Source organism: Mycobacterium sp. NGS17 (assembly GCF_059813205.1).
On the sequence record NZ_JCALED010000007.1, the window covers coordinates 124,647 to 146,852 of the forward strand.

Here is a 22,206-nt window from a genome sequence, read left to right on the forward strand (position 1 = left end):
GCTCGATCCGCCCCGGTAACCCTGCTGGTCAACGGTCGCGTGCACAGCCCGGCCCAGCCCGACGCGACCGCGATGGCGGTCCGCGACGGCCTCGTGGCATGGCTGGGCGCCGACGCGGTCGGCCGACGCATGTTTCCGGACGCCGATGTCGAAGACCTTCAGGGCGGTTTCGTGGCGCCGGGATTCGTGGACAGCCACATCCACCTCACCGCGACCGGGCTCACGCTCAGCGGGCTGGACCTGCGGTCGGCAGCCTCGTTCGCCCAGTGCCTGCAGATGGTCGCCGACTATGCCGCCGCGCACCCCGGCCAGCCGGTGTGGGGGCACGGCTGGGATGAAACGTCGTGGCCGGAGAACGCCCCGCCGGCCACCGGCGACCTGGACGCCGTTGTCGGTGACCGGCCCGCCTACCTGGCGCGCGTGGACGTGCATTCCGCGCTCGCGTCGACGGGCCTGCGGCGGCTGGTCGGCGACCTTCCGGCGGCGGCGGGTTTCAGCGCCGAGGGGCCGCTGGTCGGCGACGCGCACCACCTGGTGCGGGCCGCTGCGCGGGACCGGCTGACCGCCGACCAGCTCGCCGAAGCCCGTGCCGCGGCCCTGCGTGCCGCCGCCGCGGCGGGCATCGTCGCGGTGCACGAATGCGCCGGGCCCGAGATCGGCGGGATCGACGACTGGCTGCGATTGCGGGCCCTCGACCATGGCGTTGAGGTGATCGGTTATTGGGGTGAGCCGGTGAGCAGCCCCGCCCAGGCGCTCGAGCTGATGGCGGCGACCGGAGCCCGCGGGCTGGCCGGCGACCTGTTCGTCGACGGGGCATTGGGGTCGCGCACCGCCTGGCTGCGCGAGCCGTACGCGGATGCGTCGCATCGCACCGGAACCTGCTATCTCGATTGCGATGCCGTCGAGAAACATCTGCGGGCATGCACCCAGGCCGAAGTCACCGCGGGGTTCCACGTCATCGGGGACGCCGCGGTCGAGACGGTGGTGAGTGCGCTCGAGCGCGTCGTCGCCGACCTCGGGCCGGTCGCGGTCGCACGCTGCGGACACCGCCTCGAGCATGTCGAGATGGTCAGCGCCGATCAGGCCGCCAAGCTGGGCCAGTGGGGTGTCATCGCCAGCGTGCAGCCCAATTTCGATGCGCTGTGGGGCGGCGCCGACGGCATGTACGCGCGGCGGCTCGGCGCCCAGCGAGCCAGTCGGCTCAACCCTTTTGCGCTGTTAGCATCCCAAGGCGTGCCCCTCGCGCTAGGTTCCGACGCTCCGGTCACCGATTTCGACCCGTGGGTGAGCGTGCGCGCAGCTGTCAACCACCGCACCCCGGGCAGCGGGATCTCGGCGCGGGCGGCGTTCGCGGCCGCCACCCGCGGCGGCTGGCGGGCGGCCGGCGTCCGCGACGGCAACGTGGGCACCCTGGTGCCGGGGGCGGCGGCCTCATACGCCATCTGGGATGCCGGAGACCTGGCGGTGCACGCCCCGCAAGACGCCGTCCAGCGCTGGTCGACCGACCCGCGTTCCCGCGTGCCCGCGCTGCCACGATTAGGCCCGGGCGACGCCCTACCGCGGTGCCGCCGAACGGTGCATCGGGGCGCTGTGATCCATGGCTAGGGATCGGTCGGGCGGCGACCAACCCGCGGACCGAACCGATGCGGTGGACGCGAACCTGCCGCAGCCGCCGGATTCCGACCCGATCAGCGATGCGGCCGAGTCGGACCGCGACGATCAGCCCGTCGACGTCCACGCCGAGCCCGACGCGCACGACCGGGACGAGGACGCCGCACCGGCCGAGGAACGCGCGCCGGCGGCCGGTCGGCGGGGGACCGCGGCGCGGGGCGCGGTAACGGGGTTGCTCGCCGCGGTGACCGCGCGGCTGCCCGCCGCCCAGGCCGCGGTGCTGCCCCGCCTGACCCGGCTGAGTTGCACCGTGGTGGGCGGTCTGCTGTTCTGCGCCAGTTTCCCGTCCCTCAACTGGTGGTGGGGCGCCGTTGTGGCCGCCGCGCTGCTGGCGTGGGTGTTGACGCATCCCGCGACTACGCCGGCGGGCGGCCTGGGTTACGGCTTCCTTTTCGGGCTGGCGTTCTACCTGCCACTACTGCCGTGGGTCGGGCTCCTGGTCGGCCCCATCCCGTGGATCGCGCTGGCCACCGTGTCGGCGCTGTTTCCCGCCCTGTTCGGCCTCTGCGCCGTGATCGTGCGCCGGCTGCCCGGCTGGCCCCTCTGGTTCGCGTTGCTGTGGGCGGCCCAGGAGTGGCTCAAGTCGATCGGTCCGTTCGGCGGCTTTCCCTGGGGATCGGCGGCATTCGGCCAGACGCAGGGCCCGTTCCTGCCCCTGGCTCAGCTCGGCGGTGTCGCGCTGCTGTCGATGGCGATCATGCTGGTGGGCTTCAGCGCGACCGCCATCGCGCTCGAGATCGTGAAGTGGTGGCACTCGGGTCATCCGGCGACCCGGGCGGCCGACGACGGACGCGCCGACGACCCCGATCAGGCGCCGCCCGCGGTGGTGCTGCCCGGCGTGTGCATCTGCCTGGTGCTGTTCGCGTCGCTCATCGTCTGGCCGCAGGTGCGCCACGCCGGCACCGGATCGGGTGGCGAGGCGTCGGTCACCGTGGCGGCCATCCAGGGCAATGTGCCGAGGCTGGGCTTCGAGTTCAACGAACAGCGGCGCGCGGTGCTGGACAATCACGTCCAGGAAACCCTGCGGCTGGCGGAGGACGTGCGTTCGGGCGCCGCCCCGCAACCGCAATTCGTGATCTGGCCGGAAGACTCGTCGGACATCGACCCGCTGGTCAACAATGACGCGGCGCTGGAGATCTCGCAGGCCGCGGCGGCCATCGGCGCTCCGATCCTGATCGGCAGCGTGCTCGACGTGCCGGGGCGCCCGCCGCAGGATCCGAACTACACCAACACCATGATCGTGTGGAATCCGGCGACCGGCCCCGCCGATCGCCACGACAAGGAGATCGTGCAGCCCTTCGGCGAATACCTGCCGATGCCGTGGTTGTTCAAGCACCTGTCCGGGTACGCCGACCGCGCCGGAAGCTTCGTGCCCCGACCGGGCTCCGACGTGGTGCATATCGCGGGGGTGCCCGTCGGCGTCGCCACCTGCTGGGAAGTGATCTTCGACCGGGTGCCGAGGAAAGCGGTGCTCGGCGGCGCCCAGCTGCTGGCCGTGCCGGCCAACAACGCGACGTTCAACAAGAGGATGAGCGAGCAGCAGCTTGCCTTCGCCAAGGTCCGGGCGGTCGAGCACGACCGGTACGTGGTGGTGGCCGGCACCACGGGGATCAGCGCGGTGGTGGCCCCCGACGGCGGCGAGCTGGCCCGCACCGAGTTCTTCCAGCCCGCCTATCTGGACATGCAGGTGCGCCTCAAGACCAGGCTGACCCCTGCGACGCGATGGGGGCCGCTGCTGCAATGGGTCATGGTCCTGGCGGCCGGAGCGGTGATCCTGGCCGGGATACGGCACAATGGATGGTTCCCGCGTTCGATACGTCTGCCGTCCACACGCCAATCGAAAGGGGCCGGTGCAACACCCGGCAAGCCCCGTCCGACGAGCACGACTGAAGACACCGCGCCCGACCCCCGGGACCGCACGCCGGCAGACGACGGCGACTGACCACGCCCCGTCCGACCAGGACGGGGTGGCACCGCATCGATTTCGGGCGACACAGAGGAGCTACATGACCACCGGCCAGCCGGCGCCCCAAACGCCCGGCAATCGTCCCAGCCAGCGCGTCTTGGTGATCATCCCTACCTACAACGAGCTGGAGAACCTCCCGGTCATCCACCGGCGGCTCAAGGACGCTTGCCCGCACGTGCACCTGCTCGTCGTGGACGACAGCAGCCCCGACGGCACCGGCCGGCTCGCCGACGAGCTGGCGGCGGCCGACGCCGGCCGCACGCACGTCATGCACCGCACCGCCAAGGACGGCCTGGGCGCGGCGTACCTGGCCGGTTTCGCGTGGGGGTTGAGCCGTGACTACTCGGTGCTGGTCGAAATGGACGCCGACGGCAGCCACGCGCCCGAACAGCTGAACCGCCTCCTGGACGCCGTGGACGCCGGGGCCGATCTGGCCATCGGGTCGCGCTACGTCGAGGGCGGCGCGGTTCGCAACTGGCCGAAGCGGCGCTGGGCCCTGTCCTGGACGGCCAACACCTACGCCCGGCTGGCGCTGGGCATCGGTGTGCACGACATCACCGCCGGCTACCGCGCGTATCGCCGCGAAGTGCTCGAAGCGATCGACCTCGCCGGGGTGGACTCCAAGGGCTACTGCTTCCAAATCGATCTGACCTGGCGCACGATCTGCAACGGGTTCACCATCGCCGAGGTGCCCATCACCTTCACAGAGCGCGAACTCGGCGTGTCCAAGATGAGCGGATCCAACATCCGCGAGGCCCTGGTCAAAGTCACCCGCTGGGGTATCCAGGGCCGGCGGTCGGGTGCCAGGGCCACCAGGGCCGACAACCGCACCTAGGTGCGGCCGCCCCGGCTCGGTCCGCGGGTCAGCCCCGCCGGCGGGTCTTGATGATCTCGAGGCGCTCCTTGAGCAGCTCCTCGAGCTCCTCGACCGAGCGGCGCTCCAGCAACATGTCCCAGTGCGTGCGCGGCGGCTTCACCTTCTTCGGCTCGGGGAGGTCGCCCTCGATCAGGGTGCCTTCCAGGCCGTTGCGGCACAGCCAGGTGCCAGGAATCTCGGCGTCGTCGGCGAAGGGGACCTCGAACTCCTCGCCGTTCTCCGTCCGGTACTTCGCGAGCTGGCGCGGCGCAAGGTCGTGGTTGCGGTCCGTCTCGTAGCTCACGGCTCCGAGGCGACTGCCTCTCAGTACACGATCAGCCATGGCTGCTACTCCTTCAGGTCTTCTCGGAGCTCCGCGGCTCCTAAGTCTTCATTGAGAATAAGTCTTCATTGAGCAAACGCTGCGGCCGTCTGCGCAGTTCCCCGGCCGGAGCCGGCGTACGCGACGCGACCATCAATGATACCGGGATCATCGAGAAAACCCGACTAAAGTCGGCAAGCGTGAGCCGCCGTACCCACCCCCAGCCCTGTCGCTGGTGCGGCCGAGACGTCACCGATGCGGGGATGGGGCGCCGCCGCCAGTACTGCCGGCAGTCGTGCCGGCAACGCGCTTACGAACAGCGGGCCTCGCTGAACCGCCACGGCGCGACAGCGGTGGCCGACGACGCGGTGGTGCTGTCGGCCGAGGATGCCGCAGACCTGTCGGATCGCGTCTACCAGGTGCGGTGCGCGGCCGAGGACGTCGCCACGGCGGTCGAGGAAGGCGCCGGGGCCACCGAGCTACGCCAGTTATGCGACGCGCTGATCCAAGCCGCCCGGGCCGCCGACGGATGGCGCCGAGCGGGTGTGTGACCGCGTCGTTCGCTTCTGGCCGGCGGCCCCGAGGCTGCGCGACATGCGCCTGACCATCGGCTATGGTCAGCCGGGTACAGTCGCGCCATGGACGTCGGGCCATGTCTACAGCGCACCGCGGTCCAGCGGACACACCGGGCACCCGGAGTGACACTTTCTTTGCGCGGCGCGGCGCACCTGTCCAGGCCGGTCCTCCCGTAGTAGCCGGGAGCAGCGGACGTTTTGAAATTCGGTCGGAGTTGGACATACTCACCAGCAATATTCTTGGGTCGGAGAGCAGCACGGCGCTGGTCGAACGGGAAACGGCGTCGCCTCGTGCAGCAAATTTCCGTCACTCGGCGAAAACCGCATCCGGCGGTGAAAGACGGCCGCATGTCGTTAGGTGAGGGTTAGGCGAGGTTTGTGATGGTTGATCAACTCCAGCACGCGACCGAAGCGCTCCGTAAAGCGCTGGTCCAGGTTGAGCGCCTGAAGCGCACCAACCGTGCGCTGCTGGAGCGGTCCAACGAGCCGATCGCGATCGTCGGTATGTCGTGCCGCTTCCCGGGTGGCGTGGACAGCCCGGAGGCGCTGTGGCAGATGGTGGCCGACGGCCGCGATGTGATCTCGGAGTTTCCCACCGACCGTGGCTGGGACGTCGCCAGCCTGTACGACCCCGACCCCGACGCGCGGCACAAGTGCTACGTGAACACCGGGGGCTTCGTCGACGGCGTGGCGGACTTCGACCCGGCCTTCTTCGGCATCGCGCCGAGCGAGGCGCTGGCGATGGATCCGCAGCATCGAATGCTGCTCGAGCTGTCGTGGGAAGCGTTGGAGCGGGCCGGGATTGACCCCAGCGGGTTGCGCGGCAGCGCCACCGGAGTGTTCGCCGGGCTCATCGTTCAGGGTTACGGCATGCTCGCCGAGGAGATCGAGGGCTACCGGCTGACGGGGATGACCTCCAGCGTCGCCTCGGGGCGGGTGTCCTACGTGCTGGGGCTGGAGGGCCCGGCGGTTTCGGTGGACACGGCCTGTTCGTCGTCGCTGGTGGCCTTGCACATGGCCGTGCAGTCGCTGCGCTCGGGGGAGTGCGACCTTGCCCTGGCCGGCGGCGCGACGGTGAACGCCACGCCGACGGTCTTCGTCGAGTTCAGCCGGCACCGCGGATTGGCGCCGGACGGACGATGCAAGGCCTACGCGGGCGCGGCCGACGGCGTCGGCTGGTCCGAGGGCGGCGCCATGCTGGTGGTGGAGCGCTTGTCGGACGCGCAGCGGCTAGGGCATCCGGTGTTGGCCGTGGTGCGCGGCTCGGCGGTCAATCAGGACGGCGCCTCCAACGGGCTGACCGCGCCCAACGGTCCCTCGCAACAGCGGGTGGTGCGTGCGGCGCTGGCCAACGCCGGGCTGTCCCCTGCCGACGTGGACGTCGTCGAGGGCCACGGCACCGGAACCACCTTGGGCGACCCCATCGAGGCGCAGGCCCTGCTGGCCACCTACGGGCAGGATCGCAGCGACCCGCTGTGGCTGGGCTCGATCAAGTCGAACATGGGTCACACGCAGGCCGCCGCCGGGGCGGCCGGCGTCATCAAGATGGTGCAGGCGATGCGCCACGAGACGTTGCCGGCGACGCTGCACGTGGACGCTCCGAGTCCGCACGTCGACTGGTCGGCGGGCTCGGTGTCGTTGCTGACCGACGCGCAGGCCTGGCCCGGCGACCGTCCGCGTCGGGCGGGCGTGTCGTCCTTCGGCATCAGCGGCACCAACGCGCACGTCATCGTCGAAGCCGCTCCCGCCGAGCCTGCGCGTGCGGCCGGACCGGTGCGGGCGGTGGTTCCGTGGGCGGTGTCGGCGAAATCGCCGTCGGCGTTGGCGGCGCAGGCGGCGCGGTTGGCCGAATACGTTCGCGCGCACAGTGATCTCGACATCGCCGATGTCGGGTGGTCGTTGGCGGGCCGCGCGACGTTTGAGCACCGGGCGGTCGTCGTCGGCCGTGACCGCGACCGGCTCCTGGCCGGGTTGGACGAGTTGGCCAACGACGATCCCACCGGATCGGTCATCCGGGGCATCGCGACGCCAACGGGCAAAACCGTGTTCGTCTTCCCCGGCCAGGGCTCCCAATGGCTGGGCATGGCCATCGAATTGCTGGACACCGCACCGGTATTCGCGCAACAGATCCGGGACTGCGAAGACGCCTTCGCCGAGTTCGTCGAGTGGTCGCTGATCGATGTGTTGCGCGGCGCACCCGATGCGCCGGGACTGGACCGGGTCGATGTCGTGCAGCCGGTGCTCTTCGCCGTGATGGTGTCACTGGCCGAGCTGTGGAAGTCGGTCGGGGTGAACCCGGATGCGGTGATCGGCCATTCGCAGGGTGAAATCGCCGCCGCTTACGTCGCCGGCGCGCTGTCGTTACCCGACGCGGCGCGGGTGGTCACACTGCGCAGCAAGCTGCTGACGGCGCTGGCCGGCCCCGGCGGAATGCTGTCCATCGCGTGCAGCACCGAACGGGCCCGGGAGTTGTTGGCGCCCTACGGCAATCGAGCCGGCATCGCCGCGGTCAACGGCCGCTCGGCCGTCGTGGTGTCGGGCGAGGTGGCCGCGCTCGACGAGCTCGTCGGCTTCTGCGCCGACCTCGAGCTGCGGACCCGGCGGATCGACGTGGACTACGCCTCGCACTCGGTCGAGGTCGAGGCGATCCGCGCGGATCTCGCGGAGGTGCTCTCCGGCATCGAGCCGCGCTCCTCGCGCATTGCGTTCTTCTCCACGGTGACCGGAACCCGTTTGGACACAGCCGGATTGGACGCCGACTACTGGTATCGCAACATCCGGCAGACCGTGCAGTTCGACCAGGCGGTGCGCAGCGCCTGCGAGCACGGGTACCGGACCTTCATCGAATCCAGTCCGCACCCGGCTCTGGTCGCCGGCATCGAGGACACCGCCAACGACAGTTTGCCGGGCGACACCGAGGCCGCAGACGTCACAGTCATCCCCACCCTGGGCCGCGACGACGGCGGACTCGACAGATTCGTGACGTCGGCCGCGACCGCGTTCGTCGCCGGGGTGAGCGTGCGCTGGCGCGGTGCGCTGGACGGCGCCGGCTTCGTCGAGTTGCCGACGTATGCCTTTGACCGGCGCCGGTTTTGGCTGTCCGGGGAGGGCATCGCGGCGGACGCCTCGGGACTGGGCCTGGGCACCAGCGAGCACCCGCTGCTGAGCGCGGTCGTCGAGCTCCCGGCTTCGGGCGGGGTGGTGCTGACCGGCCGCCTGTCGCCGAGCCTGCAAGGCTGGCTGACCGATCACGCCGTGTCCGGCACGGCCGTGTTCCCCGGATCCGGCTTCGTGGAGCTGGCGATCCGTGCCGGCGACGAAGTCGGTTGCTCGACGGTCGACGAACTGACGCTGCAGGCGCCGTTGATGTTGCCGGCCAAGGATTCCGGGTCGGCGTCGGCTGCCGTGCAAGTGGTGGTCGGCTCCGCCGAGGAATCCGGCCAGCGCCCGGTGTCGATATTCTCGCGCCCCGACACCGGTGCCGGCTGGGTGTGCCACGCCGAAGGAACCTTGAGTCCCGGCTCGGTCGAGCCGGGAGCGGATCTGTCGGCATGGCCGCCGGCCGGCGCCGTCAAGGTCGACGCGGCCGACGGCTACGAGCAGTTGGCGGCACGCGGCTACGGCTACGGCCCGGCGTTCCAGGGCCTGACCGCGGCGTGGGTGCGCGACGACGAGGTGTTCGCCGAGGTGCGGCTGCCCGACGCCGCCGGCGGCGTCAACGGTTTCGGGGTGCACCCGGCCTTGCTGGATGCGGCCATGCACGCACTGATCGTCAGCCAGCACGTCGCCGGCCAGACCGACGAGGTCGTGCTGCCGTTCTCGTGGCAGGGCGTGTCGTTGCACGCGGCGGGCGCATCGGCGGTACGTGTGCGCATCGCGCCGGCATCGGCGTCGGAGGGCGCCGGGGCGTCCAGGGCGGTCTCGATCGAGCTGGCCGACGGACTCGGGTTGCCGGTGCTGTCGGTGCGCGCGATGGTGGCGCGCCCGGTGAGCGAGCGGCAGCTGCGGGCGGCGATGTCGGCTTCGGGTCCCGACCGGCTGTTCGAGGTGGTCTGGTCGCCCGCCACGGCGACAGCCGGCGATGCCGAGCCGCCGGTACACGAGGTTTTCGAATCCATTGCGGCCGGCGAAGATCCGGTGTCTGGAACCTACGAGCGGACGCATCGTGCGCTGGCGGCCGTGCAGTCGTGGCTGACCGAGCACGACTCCGGGGTGCTGATCGTCGCGACCCGGGGCGCGATGGGGTTGGCAGGGGAGGATGTCTCCGACCTGGCCGGCGCGGCGGTATGGGGGCTGGTGCGGTCGGCGCAGACCGAGCACCCCGGCCGCATCGTCCTGGTGGATTCCGATGCGGCGCTTGATGATAGCGCGATCTCGACCGTTCTGGCGGTCGGCGAGCCCGCGGTGTTGCTGCGCGGCGGCACGGCCTACATCGCGCGGGTGCACGGCAGCCGCGCGGTCGACGGCATCATGACGCCTCCGGCGGACGGTCCATGGCGGCTCGGCATCAGCAGTGCGGGCACCTTCGAAAACTTGCAACTGGAGCCCGTTCCCAACGCCGGTGCCGCACTGGAACCGGGGCAGGTTCGGGTGGCGCTGCGCGCCATCGCCACCAACTTCCGCGACGTCATGATCACCCTGGGCATGTTCACCCACGACGCCCTGCTCGGTGGTGAAGGCGCGGGCGTGGTGGTCGAAGTCGGGCCGGGGGTCACCGAGTTCGCGGTCGGCGACTCGGTGTACGGCTTCTTCCCCGACGGCAGCGGCACGCTGGTGCCCGGCGACGGCCGCCTGCTGCAGCGCAAGCCCGCCGACTGGTCTTATGCCGAAGCGGCCGGCATTTCGGCGGTTTTCACCACCGCCTACATGGCATTCATCCACCTGGCCGACGTCAAGCCCGGGCAGCGGGTGCTGGTGCACGCCGCCGCCGGCGGTGTCGGGATGGCCGCGGTTCAGCTCGGCCGGCACCTGGGCTTGGAGGTGTTCGCGACGGCCAGCCGTGGCAAGTGGGACACGTTGCGGGCCATGGGCTTCGACGACGATCACATCTCGGACTCACGCAGCCTCGAGTTCGAGGAGAAGTTCCGCTCGGCCACTGACGGCCGGGGCATGGATGTGGTGCTGGACTCGCTGGCCGGCGAATTCGTCGACGCCTCACTGCGGCTCGTCGCCCCCGGCGGCGTGTTCCTGGAGATGGGTAAGACCGACATCCGCGACCCGGGCGTGGTGGCCCAGGAGTACCCGGGTGTCCGCTACCGCGCCTTCGACCTGTTCGAGCCGGGCCGTCCGCGGATGCATCAGTGGATGCAGGAGCTCGCCGGGCTGTTCGACGCCGGCGTACTGGAACCGTTGCCCGTCACCACCTTTGACGTGCGACGCGCGCGCACCGCGCTGCGGTATCTGAGCCAGGCGAAGCACATCGGCAAGGTCGTCATGACTTTGCCTTCCGCCCTGGCCTCGGGCACGGTGCTGATCACCGGTGGGACGGGCATGGCGGGGTCCACGCTGGCCCGTCACCTGGTGACGCACCACGGTGTCGAGGACTTGGTGTTGCTGAGCCGGCGCGGTCCGGACGCACCCGGGTCCGCCGAGTTGATCGCCGAGTTGCAAACCGCGGGTGCCCGGGCGCGCGTGGTGGCGTGCGACGCGGCCGACCGGGCGGCACTGGCGCAGGTGATCGACGACATTGCGGCGCAGCGGCCGCTGTCGGGCGTGATCCACGCGACGGGCGTGCTGGACGACGCGATGGTCACCTCGCTGACGCCCGAGCGTGTCGACGCCGTGTTGCGGGCCAAGGTGGACGCCGCGTGGAACCTGCACGAGTTGACCCGCGAGATGAATCTGTCCGCCTTCGTGATGTTTTCGTCGATGGCCGGGCTGGTCGGCTCGTCGGGCCAGGGCAACTACGGGGCGGCGAACGCGTTCCTGGACGGGCTGGCCGCGCACCGACGGTCGCACGGTTTGCCGGCGATCTCCCTGGCCTGGGGGCTGTGGGACCAGGCCAGCGCCATGACCGGCGGGCTGGACGCCGCCGACCTGGCCCGGCTGGGCCGCGACGGGATCTTGGCGCTGTCCTCCGGCGAGGCGATGGAACTCTTCGACACCGCGCTGATCGTCGACCAACCATTCCTGGCGCCCGCCCGCATCGATCTTGGCGCCCTGCGCGCGCACGCGGTCGCGGTGCCACCGATGTTCACCGACCTGGTCAACGCCCCGACACGCCGCCGGGTCGACGATTCGCTGGCGGCGGCGAAATCGAAATCGGCGCTCGCGCATCGCCTGGACGGGCTGTCGGAACCCGAGCAGCACGCCGTGCTCCTGGATCTGGTGCGTTCGCACATCGCCACGGTGTTGGGGAACGCGACCGCCGAGGCCATCGACCCGGACAAGGCGTTCCAGGAGTTGGGCTTCGACTCGCTGACCGCGGTCGAGATGCGCAACCGGCTCAAAACCGCTACCGGACTGGCGCTTTCGCCCACCCTGATCTTCGACTACCCGACGCCCAACGGCCTGGCCGGCTACATTCGCACCCAGCTCGCCGGAGTCCCGCAAGAGATCAAGCACGCTCCGGTCGCTCGCGCCATCGACGACGATCCGATCGTGATCGTCGGCATGGCGTGCCGCTATCCGGGCGGGGTGAATTCCCCCGACGACCTGTGGGAGATGCTGACCGAGGGCCGCGACGTGCTCTCCGAGTTCCCGACCGATCGCGGCTGGGACCTGGCCGGTGTCTACAACCCGGACCCCGATGTCCCGGGCACCTGCTACACCCGCACCGGCGGCTTCGTGGACGGTGTGGCAGATTTCGACCCGGCCTTCTTCGGCATCGCGCCCAGCGAGGCGCTGTCCATGGACCCCCAGCAGCGCATGTTCCTCGAGCTGTCCTGGGAAGCGTTGGAGCGGGCCGGAATTGAGCCCGGCAAGTTGCGCGGCAGCGCCACCGGCATGTTCGCCGGGGTGTACACGCAGGGCTACGGCATGGGCGCGGCGCCGACCGCGGAGGGCTTCCGGCTGACCGGACAGTCGTCGAGTGTGGCCTCGGGCCGGGTGTCCTACGTGCTGGGGCTGGAGGGCCCGGCGGTGTCGGTGGACACGGCGTGTTCGTCGTCGCTGGTGGCCTTGCACATGGCCGTGCAGTCGCTGCGCTCGGGGGAGTGCGACCTGGCGCTCGCCGGCGGCGTCACCGTGAACGCCACGCCCGACATCTTCGTGGAGTTCAGCCGCATGCGCGGATTGTCCGAGGACGGCCGGTGCAAGGCATACGCCGGCGCGGCCGATGGCACCGGATTCTCCGAGGGCGGCGGCATGCTGGTGGTGGAGCGCCTGTCCGACGCGCAGCGGCTGGGGCATCCGGTGCTGGCCGTGGTGCGCGGCTCGGCGGTCAATCAGGACGGCGCCTCCAACGGGCTGACCGCGCCCAACGGTCCCTCCCAGCAGCGGGTGGTGCGGGCCGCGTTGGCCAGCGCCGGATTGACGGCGTCGGAGGTGGACGTCGTCGAGGGGCACGGCACCGGAACGACATTGGGCGACCCCATCGAGGCGCAGGCCCTGCTGGCCACCTACGGGCAGGATCGCAGCGAGCCGCTGTGGTTGGGGTCGATCAAGTCGAACATGGGTCACACGCAGGCCGCCGCCGGGGTGGCCGGCGTGATCAAGATGGTCCTGGCGATGCGCCACGAGATGTTGCCCGCGACACTGCATGTCGACGAGCCCAGTCCGCACGTCGACTGGTCGGCGGGCTCGGTGTCGTTGCTCACCGAGGCGCGGGCCTGGCCCGGCGACCGTCCGCGTCGGGCGGGCGTGTCGTCGTTCGGCATCAGCGGCACCAACGCACACGTCATCGTCGAGGCCGTGCCGGCCGAGGCGCCGCGCATCGTGGACGGCCCGAAGGCCCCCGTGGTGCCGTGGCCGGTCTCGGCGAAATCGCTGTCGGCGTTGAACTCTCAGGCCGCGCGGCTGGCGGCCCACCTGCGCAACCACCCGGACCTGGACATCGCCGACGTGGGATGGTCGCTGGCGGGCCGGTCGGCCTTCGAACAGCGGGCCGTCGTCGTCGGCAGCGACCGCGACCGGCTGTTGGCCGGGTTGGACGAGCTAGCCGGTGACGACCTGGGCGGCTCGGTCATTCGCGGCGCGGTGACCGCCGGCAAGACGGTCTTCGTGTTCCCGGGCCAGGGCTCCCAGATATTGGGCATGGGAATGGGATTGCACGCCGGCTACCCGGTGTTCGCCGAGGCGTTCAACACCGTCGTCGCCGAACTGGACCGGCACCTGCTTCGTCCGCTGCGCGAGGTGATGTGGGGGCACGACGAAAACCTGTTGAACAGCACCGAATTCGCCCAACCGGCGCTGTTCGCGGTGGAAGTCGCGCTGTTCCGGCTGCTCGAATCCTGGGGCGTGCGGCCCGACTTCGTCATGGGCCACTCGATCGGGGAGTTGGCGGCCGCCCACGTCGCCGGTGTGCTGTCCCTGGAGAACGCCGCGGTGCTGGTGGCGGCCCGCGGTCGATTCATGCAGGCGCTGCCCGAGGGCGGCGCGATGGTCGCGGTCCAGGCCACCGAAGAACAGGTGCGGCCGTTGCTGGCGCCCGCCGAGCAGGCCGGCGTGGACATCGCCGCGGTCAATGCGCCGACGTCGGTGGTGATTTCGGGTGCACGAGAAGCAGTGGCCGCGGTGGCCGATCAGCTCCGCGCCGACGGCCACCGCGTGCATCAGCTTTCCGTGTCGCACGCCTTCCACTCCCCGTTGATGGATCCGATGATCGGCGAATTCGGCACCGTCGCCGCCGGACTGGCCGTCGGCAAGCCCAGCATTCCGATCGTGTCCAACGTGACCGGACAGCTGGCCGGAGCTGACTTCGCCTCGGCGGCGTACTGGAAGCGACACGTACGAGAGGCGGTGCGATTCGCCGACAGCGTGCGTTTCGTGCACTCGGCCGGCGGCAACCGCTTCCTCGAAGTCGGCCCGGGCAGCGGCCTGACCGCATCGATCGAAGAAACACTGGCTTCCGAGCCGACGGCGGCCCCGGTGACCACCATGTCCGCGCTGCGCAAGGACCGCCCCGAGCCGCTCGCCTTGCTCAGCGCCGTCGCGCAGGGATACGTCGCCGGGATGGAAGTGGACTGGCGCGGTGCCCTCGGCGACGCCGGCCTGGTCGAGTTGCCGACGTATGCCTTTGACCGGCGGCGCTTTTGGCTTGCCGCCGACGGCGCCCCGGCCGACGCCGCGGGCCTGGGCCTGGCCGCCAGCGAACACGCCCTGTTGGGCGCGGTGGTCGAACTGCCGGCCACCGGCGGAGTGGTGCTGACCGGCCGGCTGTCGCCTGGAACGCAGGGTTGGTTGGCCGATCATGCGGTCGGGGGTGTGGTGCTGTTCCCCGGCGCGGGATTCGTCGAGTTGGCGATTCGCGCGGGCGACGAGGTGGGCTGCGGAGTCGTCGACGAACTGAACCTGGCGGCGCCGCTGGTGTTGCCGGCCGGTGCTTCCGTCGCCGTCCAGGTCGTGGTCGGCGGTCCCGACGATGCGGGTGCCCGCGCGGTGTCGGTGTTTTCGCGTGCCGAAGCGGGCTCAGGGTGGTCGTTGCATGCCGAAGGTGTGCTGCGGGCGGGATCGGTGCAGCCGAGCGCGGACCTGTCGGCGTGGCCGCCAGTGGGTGCCGTCCCGGTGGACGTGGGCGACGGTTACGAGCATTTGGCGCAGCGCGGTTACGGCTACGGCCCCGCGTTCCGCGGCCTGACGTCGATGTGGCGCCGCGGCGACGAAGTGTTCGCCGAAGTGTCGCTGCCCACCGACGCCGGGGTATCGCCGGCCGGATTCGGCGTCCACCCGGCGATGCTCGACGCGGCACTGCACGCGGTCATGCTGTCCTCCGACAGCGAGGAACTGCCCGAAGGCTCGATGCTGGTGCCGTTCTCCTGGCAGCAGGTGTCGTTGCACGCCGCGGGGGCGGGCGCGGTGCGCGCGCGGATCGTGCCGGTCGGCTCGTCCGCGGTCTCCATCGAATTGGCCGACGGGCTGGGGTTGCCGGTGCTCTCGGTGGCATCGATGGTGGCGCGCCCGGTGACCGACAAGCAGCTGCTGGCCGCGGTGTCGAATTCGGGACCGGACCGGCTCTTCGAGGTCATCTGGTCGGCGCAGCCGCCGGCGGCGGTGCAGCCCGTGTCGCTATCCGCCTGGGGCGCACCGGAATTGAACGACGCCGAGGCCGACCGGTCGGCGGTGCTGTTCGAATCGCAGCCGGTGGCCGGCGACGTGATCACCGAGGTGTATGCGGCGACGCGGGCGGTGCTGCCCGTGCTGCAGTCCTGGTTGTCCCGCGACGGCGCCGGAACCCTGGTGGTCGCGACCCGGGGCGCGATGACGCTGCCGGGCGAGGACGTCACCGATTTGGCCGGTGCGGCGGTCTGGGGGCTGGTGCGGTCGGCGCAGACCGAGCATCCCGGACGAATCGTGCTCGTCGACGCGGATGAGCCCCTGGAATCCGAGGCGGTGGCTGCGGTCCTGGCGCTCAGCGAGCCGCAGGCGATAGTGCGCAAGGGAACGGTCTACACCGCGCGAGTCCTCGGTAGCCGCGCCGTCGGTTCTCTGTTGCTGCCACCCGACGAGGGACCATGGCGACTCGGCATTAGCAGCTACGGGACGATCGAGAATCTGCGCATAGAGCGGATTCCCGACGCCGACGCGCCGTTGGGTCCCGGCCAGGTGCGGGTCGAGCTGTCGGCCATCGCGGCCAATTTCCGGGACGTCATGATCGCGTTGGGCCTCTATCCCGACCCCGAGGCGATCATGGGCATCGAGGCCGCAGGCGTGGTCATCGAAACTGGCCCCGAAACCGCCTCGCGCGATGGGCGTTTCGAGGTCGGCGACCGAGTGATGGGGCTGTTCCCGGACGGCACCGGAACCGTCGCCAAGACCGACGAGCGCCTGCTCGTCAAGGTGCCGGCCGGCTGGTCACATACCGCAGCCGCGACGGCGTCGGTCGTGTTCGCGACGGCAAACTACGCGCTGGTGGACCTGGCCGGCGCCAAGCCCGGTCAGCGCGTGCTGGTGCACGCGGCGGCCGGTGGGGTCGGGATGGCCGCGGTCCAGTTGGCCCGCCACATCGGCCTGGAAGTGTTCGCGACCGCCAGCCGCGGCAAGTGGGACACCCTGCGGGACATGGGCTTTGACGACGATCACATCGCCGACTCGCGCAGCCTCGACTTCGAGGAGAAGTTCCGGGCGGTCACCGGCGGGCGCGGCGTGGACATCGTCCTGGACTCGCTGTCCGGCGATTTCGTCGACGCTTCATTGCGCCTGATGACACCCGGGGGAGTCTTCCTGGAGATGGGCAAGACCGACATCCGCGACCCCGAGGTGGTCGCACGGGACCACTCGGGTGTGCGCTACCGCGCCTTCGATCTCTTCGAAGCCGGTCCGGACCGCATCGCGCAGATGCTCGACGAGCTGGCCGGCATGTTCGGCGAAGACGTGTTGCGGCCGTTGCCGGTCACCAGGTTCGACGTGCGACGCGCACCCGCCGCGCTGCGCTACCTGAGCCAGGCCCGCCACGTCGGCAAGATCGTGATGACCATGCCCGGCGCGTGGACGGCCGGCACGGTGCTGATCACCGGCGCCACCGGCATGGCGGGCTCGGCGGTCGCCCGACACGTGGTGACCCGCCACGGCGCACGCAACCTGGTGCTGGTCAGCCGCCGCGGCCTGGACGCACCGGGCGCGGCCGAGCTGGTCGCCGAGCTGAGCGCGGCCGGCGCAACCGTGGAAGCGGTGGCCTGCGATGCCGCCGATCGCGAGGCCCTGGCCAAGGTGATCGCCGAAATCCCTATGCAGCGCCCGCTGACCGGGGTGATTCACGCCGCCGGGGTCCTGCACGACGCGGTGGTGACGTCCTTGACCCCCGACCGGATCGAATCCGTGTTGCGGTCCAAGGTCGACGCGGCGTGGAACCTGCACGAATTGACCCGCGATCTGGACGTGTCGGCGTTCGTGATGTTCTCGTCGATCGCCGGGCTCGCGGGTGCGTCGGGTCAAGCCAACTACGCGGCCGGCAACTCGTTCCTGGATGGGTTGGCCGCGCACCGACGGGCGCATGGGCTGCCGGCGATTTCGCTGGGCTGGGGCCTGTGGGATCAGGCCAGCGCCATGACCGGTGGATTGGGCGCCGCCGACCGTGCCCGGTTCGGCCGGGACGGGATCGTCGCAATGTCCTCGGACCAGGCGCTGGAACTGATGGACACCGCCCTGATCGTCGACGAGCCGTTCATGCTGCCCGCCCACATCGACCTCGCCGCGTTGCGGGTGAAGTTCGACGCGGGCACGTTGCCGCCGATGTTCGTCGATCTGATCAATGCGCCGACGCGGCGTCAGGTCGATGACTCACTGGCCGCTGCTAAGTCGAAATCCGCTCTGCTGCAACGCCTCGAAGGGCTGCCCGAGGACGAGCAGCAGGCGGTCTTGCTGGACTTGGTGCGAGCGAACATCGCCACCGTGCTGGGCAGCTCCAGCCCGGAGGCGATCCATCCGGATCGGGCGTTCCAGGAGCTCGGGTTCGACTCGCTGACGGCCGTCGAGATGCGCAACCGGCTCAAAGCCGCGACTGGGCTGGCCCTTTCGCCGACGCTGATCTTCGACTACCCGAACTCCGCCGCGCTGGCCGGCTACATGTATCGCGAATTGGTCGGATCGTCGGACCAGCCCGCGGCGGCAGCCGCACCGGGCGAAGCCGAGATACAACGCGTCGTCGGATCCATCCCCGTCAAGCGCCTTCGCCAGGCCGGCGTGCTGGAGCTGCTGCTGGCCTTGGCCAACGAATCGTCCAGCGAGAACGCGCCGTCCGCGGTATCCACGGAGAAGGACATCGCCGACATGGACCTCGACGACCTGGTCAACGCCGCGCTGCTGGACGACGACGAATAGCCATGAGCCGCGCCGTCGACGATGCAGAGCGCAGCGATGAGGAGGAGCGGCGCAATTGAGTGAGGGCGTTTTGTGAGAATCGCGGTCACCGGGGCCAGCGGAGTACTCGGCCGCGGCCTCGCCACGCGGCTGCTCAGCCAGGGCCACGATGTCGCCGGGATCGCCCGACATCGTCCCGAAAGCTGGCCGAGCGCAGCGAATTTCGTCGCGGCCGACATCCGTGACGCCGGCGCTGTCCGACGCGCCGTGGCCGGCGCGGATGTGGTCGCGCACTGCGCGTGGGCGAATGGTTCCGGGTACGACGACGAGGTCAATATCGGCGGCACCCGCAACGTGCTCGACGCGATGGCCGAGACCGGCTCCAGGAGAATCGTTTTCGCGTCGTCGGCCCATGTGTACGGTGGGATGGACGCGCCTGGGGCCGAACACGAGGTACCGACTCCGGCCAGTGTCGAAGGCCGGCTCAAAGCCAGGGCCGAGCAGCTGCTTGCGGAATCGGGTGCGGAATGGGTAGCGATCCGTTCGGCGCTGATTTTGGGACGAAGCGTCGATAATTGGGTGCGCCGCGCACTGGCATTGCCGGTGTTCCCCGGCGGGTCGGGAGATGGCCACATCCAAGTCGTCCACCTCGACGACGCGCTTGGGCTGTTCAACCGCGCCATCGTGGAGGCCGAAATCGCCGGCGGCCCGGTGAATCTCGCCGCCCCGGGCGAGCTGACCTTCCGGCAAATCGCCGCTGCGCTGCGCCGCCCACTCGTGCGCCTGGGCCCCGAGCCGGCGGAGCTGCGCCTGATGCGGGGGGCTGCGCTGATGGACACCTCGCGGCTGCAAGAAGAATGGGCTTTCCGGCCGGCGTGGGAATCCGGCGAATGTGTCCAGGATTTCGCGCTGGCGGTGCGTGGCCGGGTGACCGTGGGCAAACGGGTGGTATCGCTGCCGTGGCGGCTGGCCAACATCCAAGATCTACCTTCGGTCGACGCGCCGAGCGACGATGGCGTCAAGCCCATTTGGGCAGGCGCGGCGGGGGATAACGGGGAATTCGACACGCCGATCGATCCGCGTTTTCCCACCTTCCTGGCCACGAATCTGTCCGAGGCGCTGCCCGGTCCCTTTTCGCCGGCGTCGGCATCGGCGACGGTTCGCGGGCTGCGGGCCAGCGCCGTGTGCGTCGCCGAGCGGCTGCGGCCCGGCGGCACGATCCAGCGCGAGATCGCGATGCGCATGGTCGCGGTGTTCGCCCACCGGTTGTACGGCGCTATCACGACCGCGCACTTCATGGCCGAGACGGTGCCGTTCGTGAAACCCACGACGGTGGTGAGCAACAGCGGTTTCTTCGGTCCCAGCATGGCGGCCCTGCCGATCTTCGGTGAGGATCATCCGCATTCGGACACTGGCCGGATTCGCAAGCAGCTGCGGACCGTCCGCAACATCGGGGTCTTCGGCGTCAACCTGATCGGCCTGTCGGCGGGCGCGCGGTTGGACACCCGCGAGTTCGTCGTCGACGTGGATCGCCTGGAACGCTTGACCGATGGCAACCTCGCCGCGCTGGACGATCGTCGGTTGTTGAGTCTGATCTCGCTGGCCCGCGACCAGGTGGTGCACGGGTGGGTGCTGGCGGCGGGCTCGTTCCTGCTGTGCGCGGCGTTCAACGTGTTGCTGCGTGGGTTGTGCGGGCGAGACATCGCCGCGCCCGGTGGGCCGGAATTGGTCAGCGCGCGGTCGGTCGAGGCGATGCAGCGGTTGGTGGTTGCCGCCCAGCGCGATCCGAAGGTGACGGCGCTGCTGGCCGAACCGGGGGACCGGCTGGACAAGCTCGCCGTCGAGGCACCGGAATTCCATGCCGCGCTGCGCGACGAGCTGGCGCTCATCGGGCACCGCGGTCCGGCCGAGCTCGAGATGCGCTCCACCAGCTATGCCGACGATCCCGAGTTGCTGGTTCGGATGGTGACCAAAGCGATGAGCGCGCCACCGGCGCCGCAGGCCCGGCGGCCCCGGATTCCGTTGCACGCCAAGCCCATCGCGGCCATGGCTACCCAGCAACTTCGTGACCGCGAGGTCCGCCGCGACAAGGTGGTGCGGGCTAACTGGTTGCTACGCACGCTACTTCGCGAGTATGGGCGCAGGTCGGTCGAGGCGGGGATCTTCGCCGCCGCCGATGACGTCTTCTATCTGCTTGTCGATGAACTCGACGCGCTCCCTGCGGATGTGGGCGCGCTGGTGGCCCGGCGCCGGGCCGAACAACGCCGGCTGGTCGCGGTGGCGCCGCCGACGGTCTTCAGCGGAAGCTGGCAGCCCACCGCCAGCTCGTCGGACGCGCTGGCCAGCGGGGACACCCTGCGTGGAGTCGGCGTGTGCGGGGGGCGGGTGCGCGGCCGGGTACGGATCGTGCGGCCCGAGACGATCGACGACCTGCAACCCGGCGAGATCCTTGTCGCGGAGGTCACCGACGTCGGGTACACCGCGGCGTTCTGCTACGCCGCCGCCGTCGTGACCGAACTCGGCGGTCCGATGTCGCACGCCGCGGTGGTGGCCCGCGAATTCGGGTTTCCTTGTGTCGTCGACGTTCAGGGCGCGACCAAGGCGCTGAAGCAGGGAGCGATGGTGGAGGTCGACGGTGCCACCGGCGAGATCCGGGTGCTCGAGCTCGCCGCGGACGACGCGCTGAGTTAGTCGAACTCCATCTCCAGCGCGGCCGGCCCGCTCAAGCCCAGCATTGGCTTCCACCGCGCCGTCGCAACGCGACGCGGGTTGGTCATGCGCCGGGCGAGGACCTTGAGGGCTCCGGCGAGCTCCGTTCGGGCGAGGTTCGCGCCCAGGCAATAGTGCGCGCCACCGCCGAACGTCAAGATGGGCGGCGGGTCCTCGCGGGTGATGTCGAACCGGTCCGGGTGCGCATAGACCTCTGGATCACAGTTTGCGGCAAAGGTATTCACCGAGATGAAGGTTCCCGCCGGAAAGCCGTAGCCGGCGAAGGTGACGTCGTCGAGGACGGTGCGCAGGGTGGTGCAGACCGCCGGCGAATGGCGCATGCATTCCTCGACGGCCGACATCGCGAGGCCGGGATTGTCGCGGAGCATCGTCAGTTGAGCGGGGTGATCACACAGGGCGTGCATGCACGCGGCCAGTTGATTGCGGGTGGTGTCGGTGCCGGCGGACAGGATGCTGAACGCCAGCATGCGCATCTCCGCGTTGCTCAGCCGGTCACCGTCGTCCTGGGCGCGAATCAGTTCGGAGATCAAGTCGTCGGTCAACCGGGTTCGCCGTTCGGCGATCATGTCGTCGATGTAGGCGTCGAACTCGTCCCACGCCCGCATCACGATGTGCTGCTCGTTCGCCAGGTCGGAGTCGAGCCGCACGATCTTGAAAATGTCCTCGGCCCAGAGGGAGAACTGCTCCCAGTCCTGGGAAGGCGCGCCCAGCAGCGCGCAGATGATCGGGATCGGGTAGGGCCGGGCGATGTCGGCGACGAAATCGCATCGTCCGGCACCGGCGACCCGGTCGATCAACTCGTTGATCACCGCGTCGATGGTGTCTTCCATGCGCGCGGACGCCCGCGGCGTGAACGCCTTGGACACCAGACCGCGCAGCCTTCGATGTTCCTCGCCTTCCATGCCCAGGATGGTGCCGAGCACCCGGTCATACAGCGGGCCGGACGTTATCCCGCGGGCCGTCATGTGCATGCCGGGCGGGAAAACGAACCGGGGGTCGCGAAGTATCCCGCGGGCGAGTTCGTAGCCGAGTACCTCGGGTCCCAGTGGCCCGATGGCGATCGGCGACCGCTTGCGCACCTCGTGAATCCGTGGGGCGACGTCGTGCACGGTGTCGGTGATGTCGTAATCCAGCGTCGGGAGGTCGGCGTCGAAAACGCTTGGCATCGCCGCGTTTACGGTCATGTCGTCTC

7 protein-coding genes and 1 pseudogene are annotated in these 22,206 nt (G+C 70.1%); 6 read left to right on the forward strand and 2 right to left on the reverse strand.

Annotated elements, in window-relative coordinates; all coding sequences use genetic code 11:
- Positions 1–72 precede the first annotated feature (72 nt).
- The 3 genes and pseudogenes from AC5Y7E_RS16790 to AC5Y7E_RS16800 form a co-directional block, all read left to right on the forward strand.
- A complete protein-coding gene (locus AC5Y7E_RS16790; RefSeq protein ID WP_499950076.1) occupies positions 73–1,605 on the forward strand; it encodes an amidohydrolase in 1,533 nt (510 codons plus the stop codon).
- Positions 1,598–3,613: an apolipoprotein N-acyltransferase gene (lnt, locus tag AC5Y7E_RS16795; protein ID WP_499949888.1), complete on the forward strand. Its 2,016-nt coding sequence runs from the start codon at positions 1,598–1,600 to the stop codon at positions 3,611–3,613. Before AC5Y7E_RS16790 ends, lnt begins: the two co-directional genes overlap by 8 nt.
- Before the next feature lie 37 nt (positions 3,614–3,650).
- A pseudogene (locus tag AC5Y7E_RS16800) lies at positions 3,651–4,472 on the forward strand (polyprenol monophosphomannose synthase); the annotation flags it as partial.
- Positions 4,473–4,500: 28 nt separating this feature from the next.
- Here the strand turns inward: AC5Y7E_RS16800 and AC5Y7E_RS16805 are convergent.
- The gene (locus AC5Y7E_RS16805) at positions 4,501–4,836 is read right to left on the reverse strand and encodes an RNA polymerase-binding protein RbpA (protein ID WP_007770897.1); all 336 of its coding nucleotides are present in this window, start codon (positions 4,834–4,836) and stop codon (positions 4,501–4,503) included.
- A gap of 179 nt (positions 4,837–5,015) precedes the next feature.
- Here AC5Y7E_RS16805 and AC5Y7E_RS16810 point away from each other — a divergent pair, with 179 nt between their 5' ends.
- The 3 genes from AC5Y7E_RS16810 (at position 5,016) to AC5Y7E_RS16820 (ending at position 20,975) form a co-directional block, all read left to right on the forward strand.
- Positions 5,016–5,366 carry a hypothetical protein gene (locus tag AC5Y7E_RS16810; protein WP_499916152.1) on the forward strand — a complete coding sequence of 117 codons (351 nt, stop codon included), beginning with the start codon at positions 5,016–5,018 and terminating at the stop codon, positions 5,364–5,366.
- A gap of 405 nt (positions 5,367–5,771) precedes the next feature.
- Positions 5,772–18,305 (forward strand): type I polyketide synthase, encoded by a 12,534-nt coding sequence (locus tag AC5Y7E_RS16815; RefSeq protein ID WP_499949889.1) that lies wholly within the window; start codon positions 5,772–5,774, stop codon positions 18,303–18,305.
- Between the two features lie 72 nt (positions 18,306–18,377).
- On the forward strand, positions 18,378–20,975 hold the full coding sequence (locus AC5Y7E_RS16820) for a sugar epimerase family protein (protein WP_499949890.1): 2,598 nt from the start codon (positions 18,378–18,380) through the stop codon (positions 20,973–20,975).
- Here the strand turns inward: AC5Y7E_RS16820 and AC5Y7E_RS16825 are convergent.
- Positions 20,972–22,198: a cytochrome P450 gene (locus AC5Y7E_RS16825; RefSeq protein WP_499949891.1), complete on the reverse strand. Its 1,227-nt coding sequence runs from the start codon at positions 22,196–22,198 to the stop codon at positions 20,972–20,974. The genes AC5Y7E_RS16820 and AC5Y7E_RS16825 overlap by 4 nt on opposite strands.
- Positions 22,199–22,206: the final 8 nt, after the last annotated feature.

Coding starts and splice junctions, on each gene's coding strand:
- AC5Y7E_RS16805 (WP_007770897.1), bottom strand. CDS start 4,836: ATGGCTGATCGTGTACTGAGAGGCAGTCGCCTCGGAGCCGTGAGCTAC.
- AC5Y7E_RS16815 (WP_499949889.1), top strand. CDS start 5,772: ATGGTTGATCAACTCCAGCACGCGACCGAAGCGCTCCGTAAAGCGCTG.
- AC5Y7E_RS16825 (WP_499949891.1), bottom strand. CDS start 22,198: ATGACCGTAAACGCGGCGATGCCAAGCGTTTTCGACGCCGACCTCCCG.
- AC5Y7E_RS16790 (WP_499950076.1), top strand. CDS start 73: ATGGCGGTCCGCGACGGCCTCGTGGCATGGCTGGGCGCCGACGCGGTC.
- lnt (WP_499949888.1), top strand. CDS start 1,598: ATGGCTAGGGATCGGTCGGGCGGCGACCAACCCGCGGACCGAACCGAT.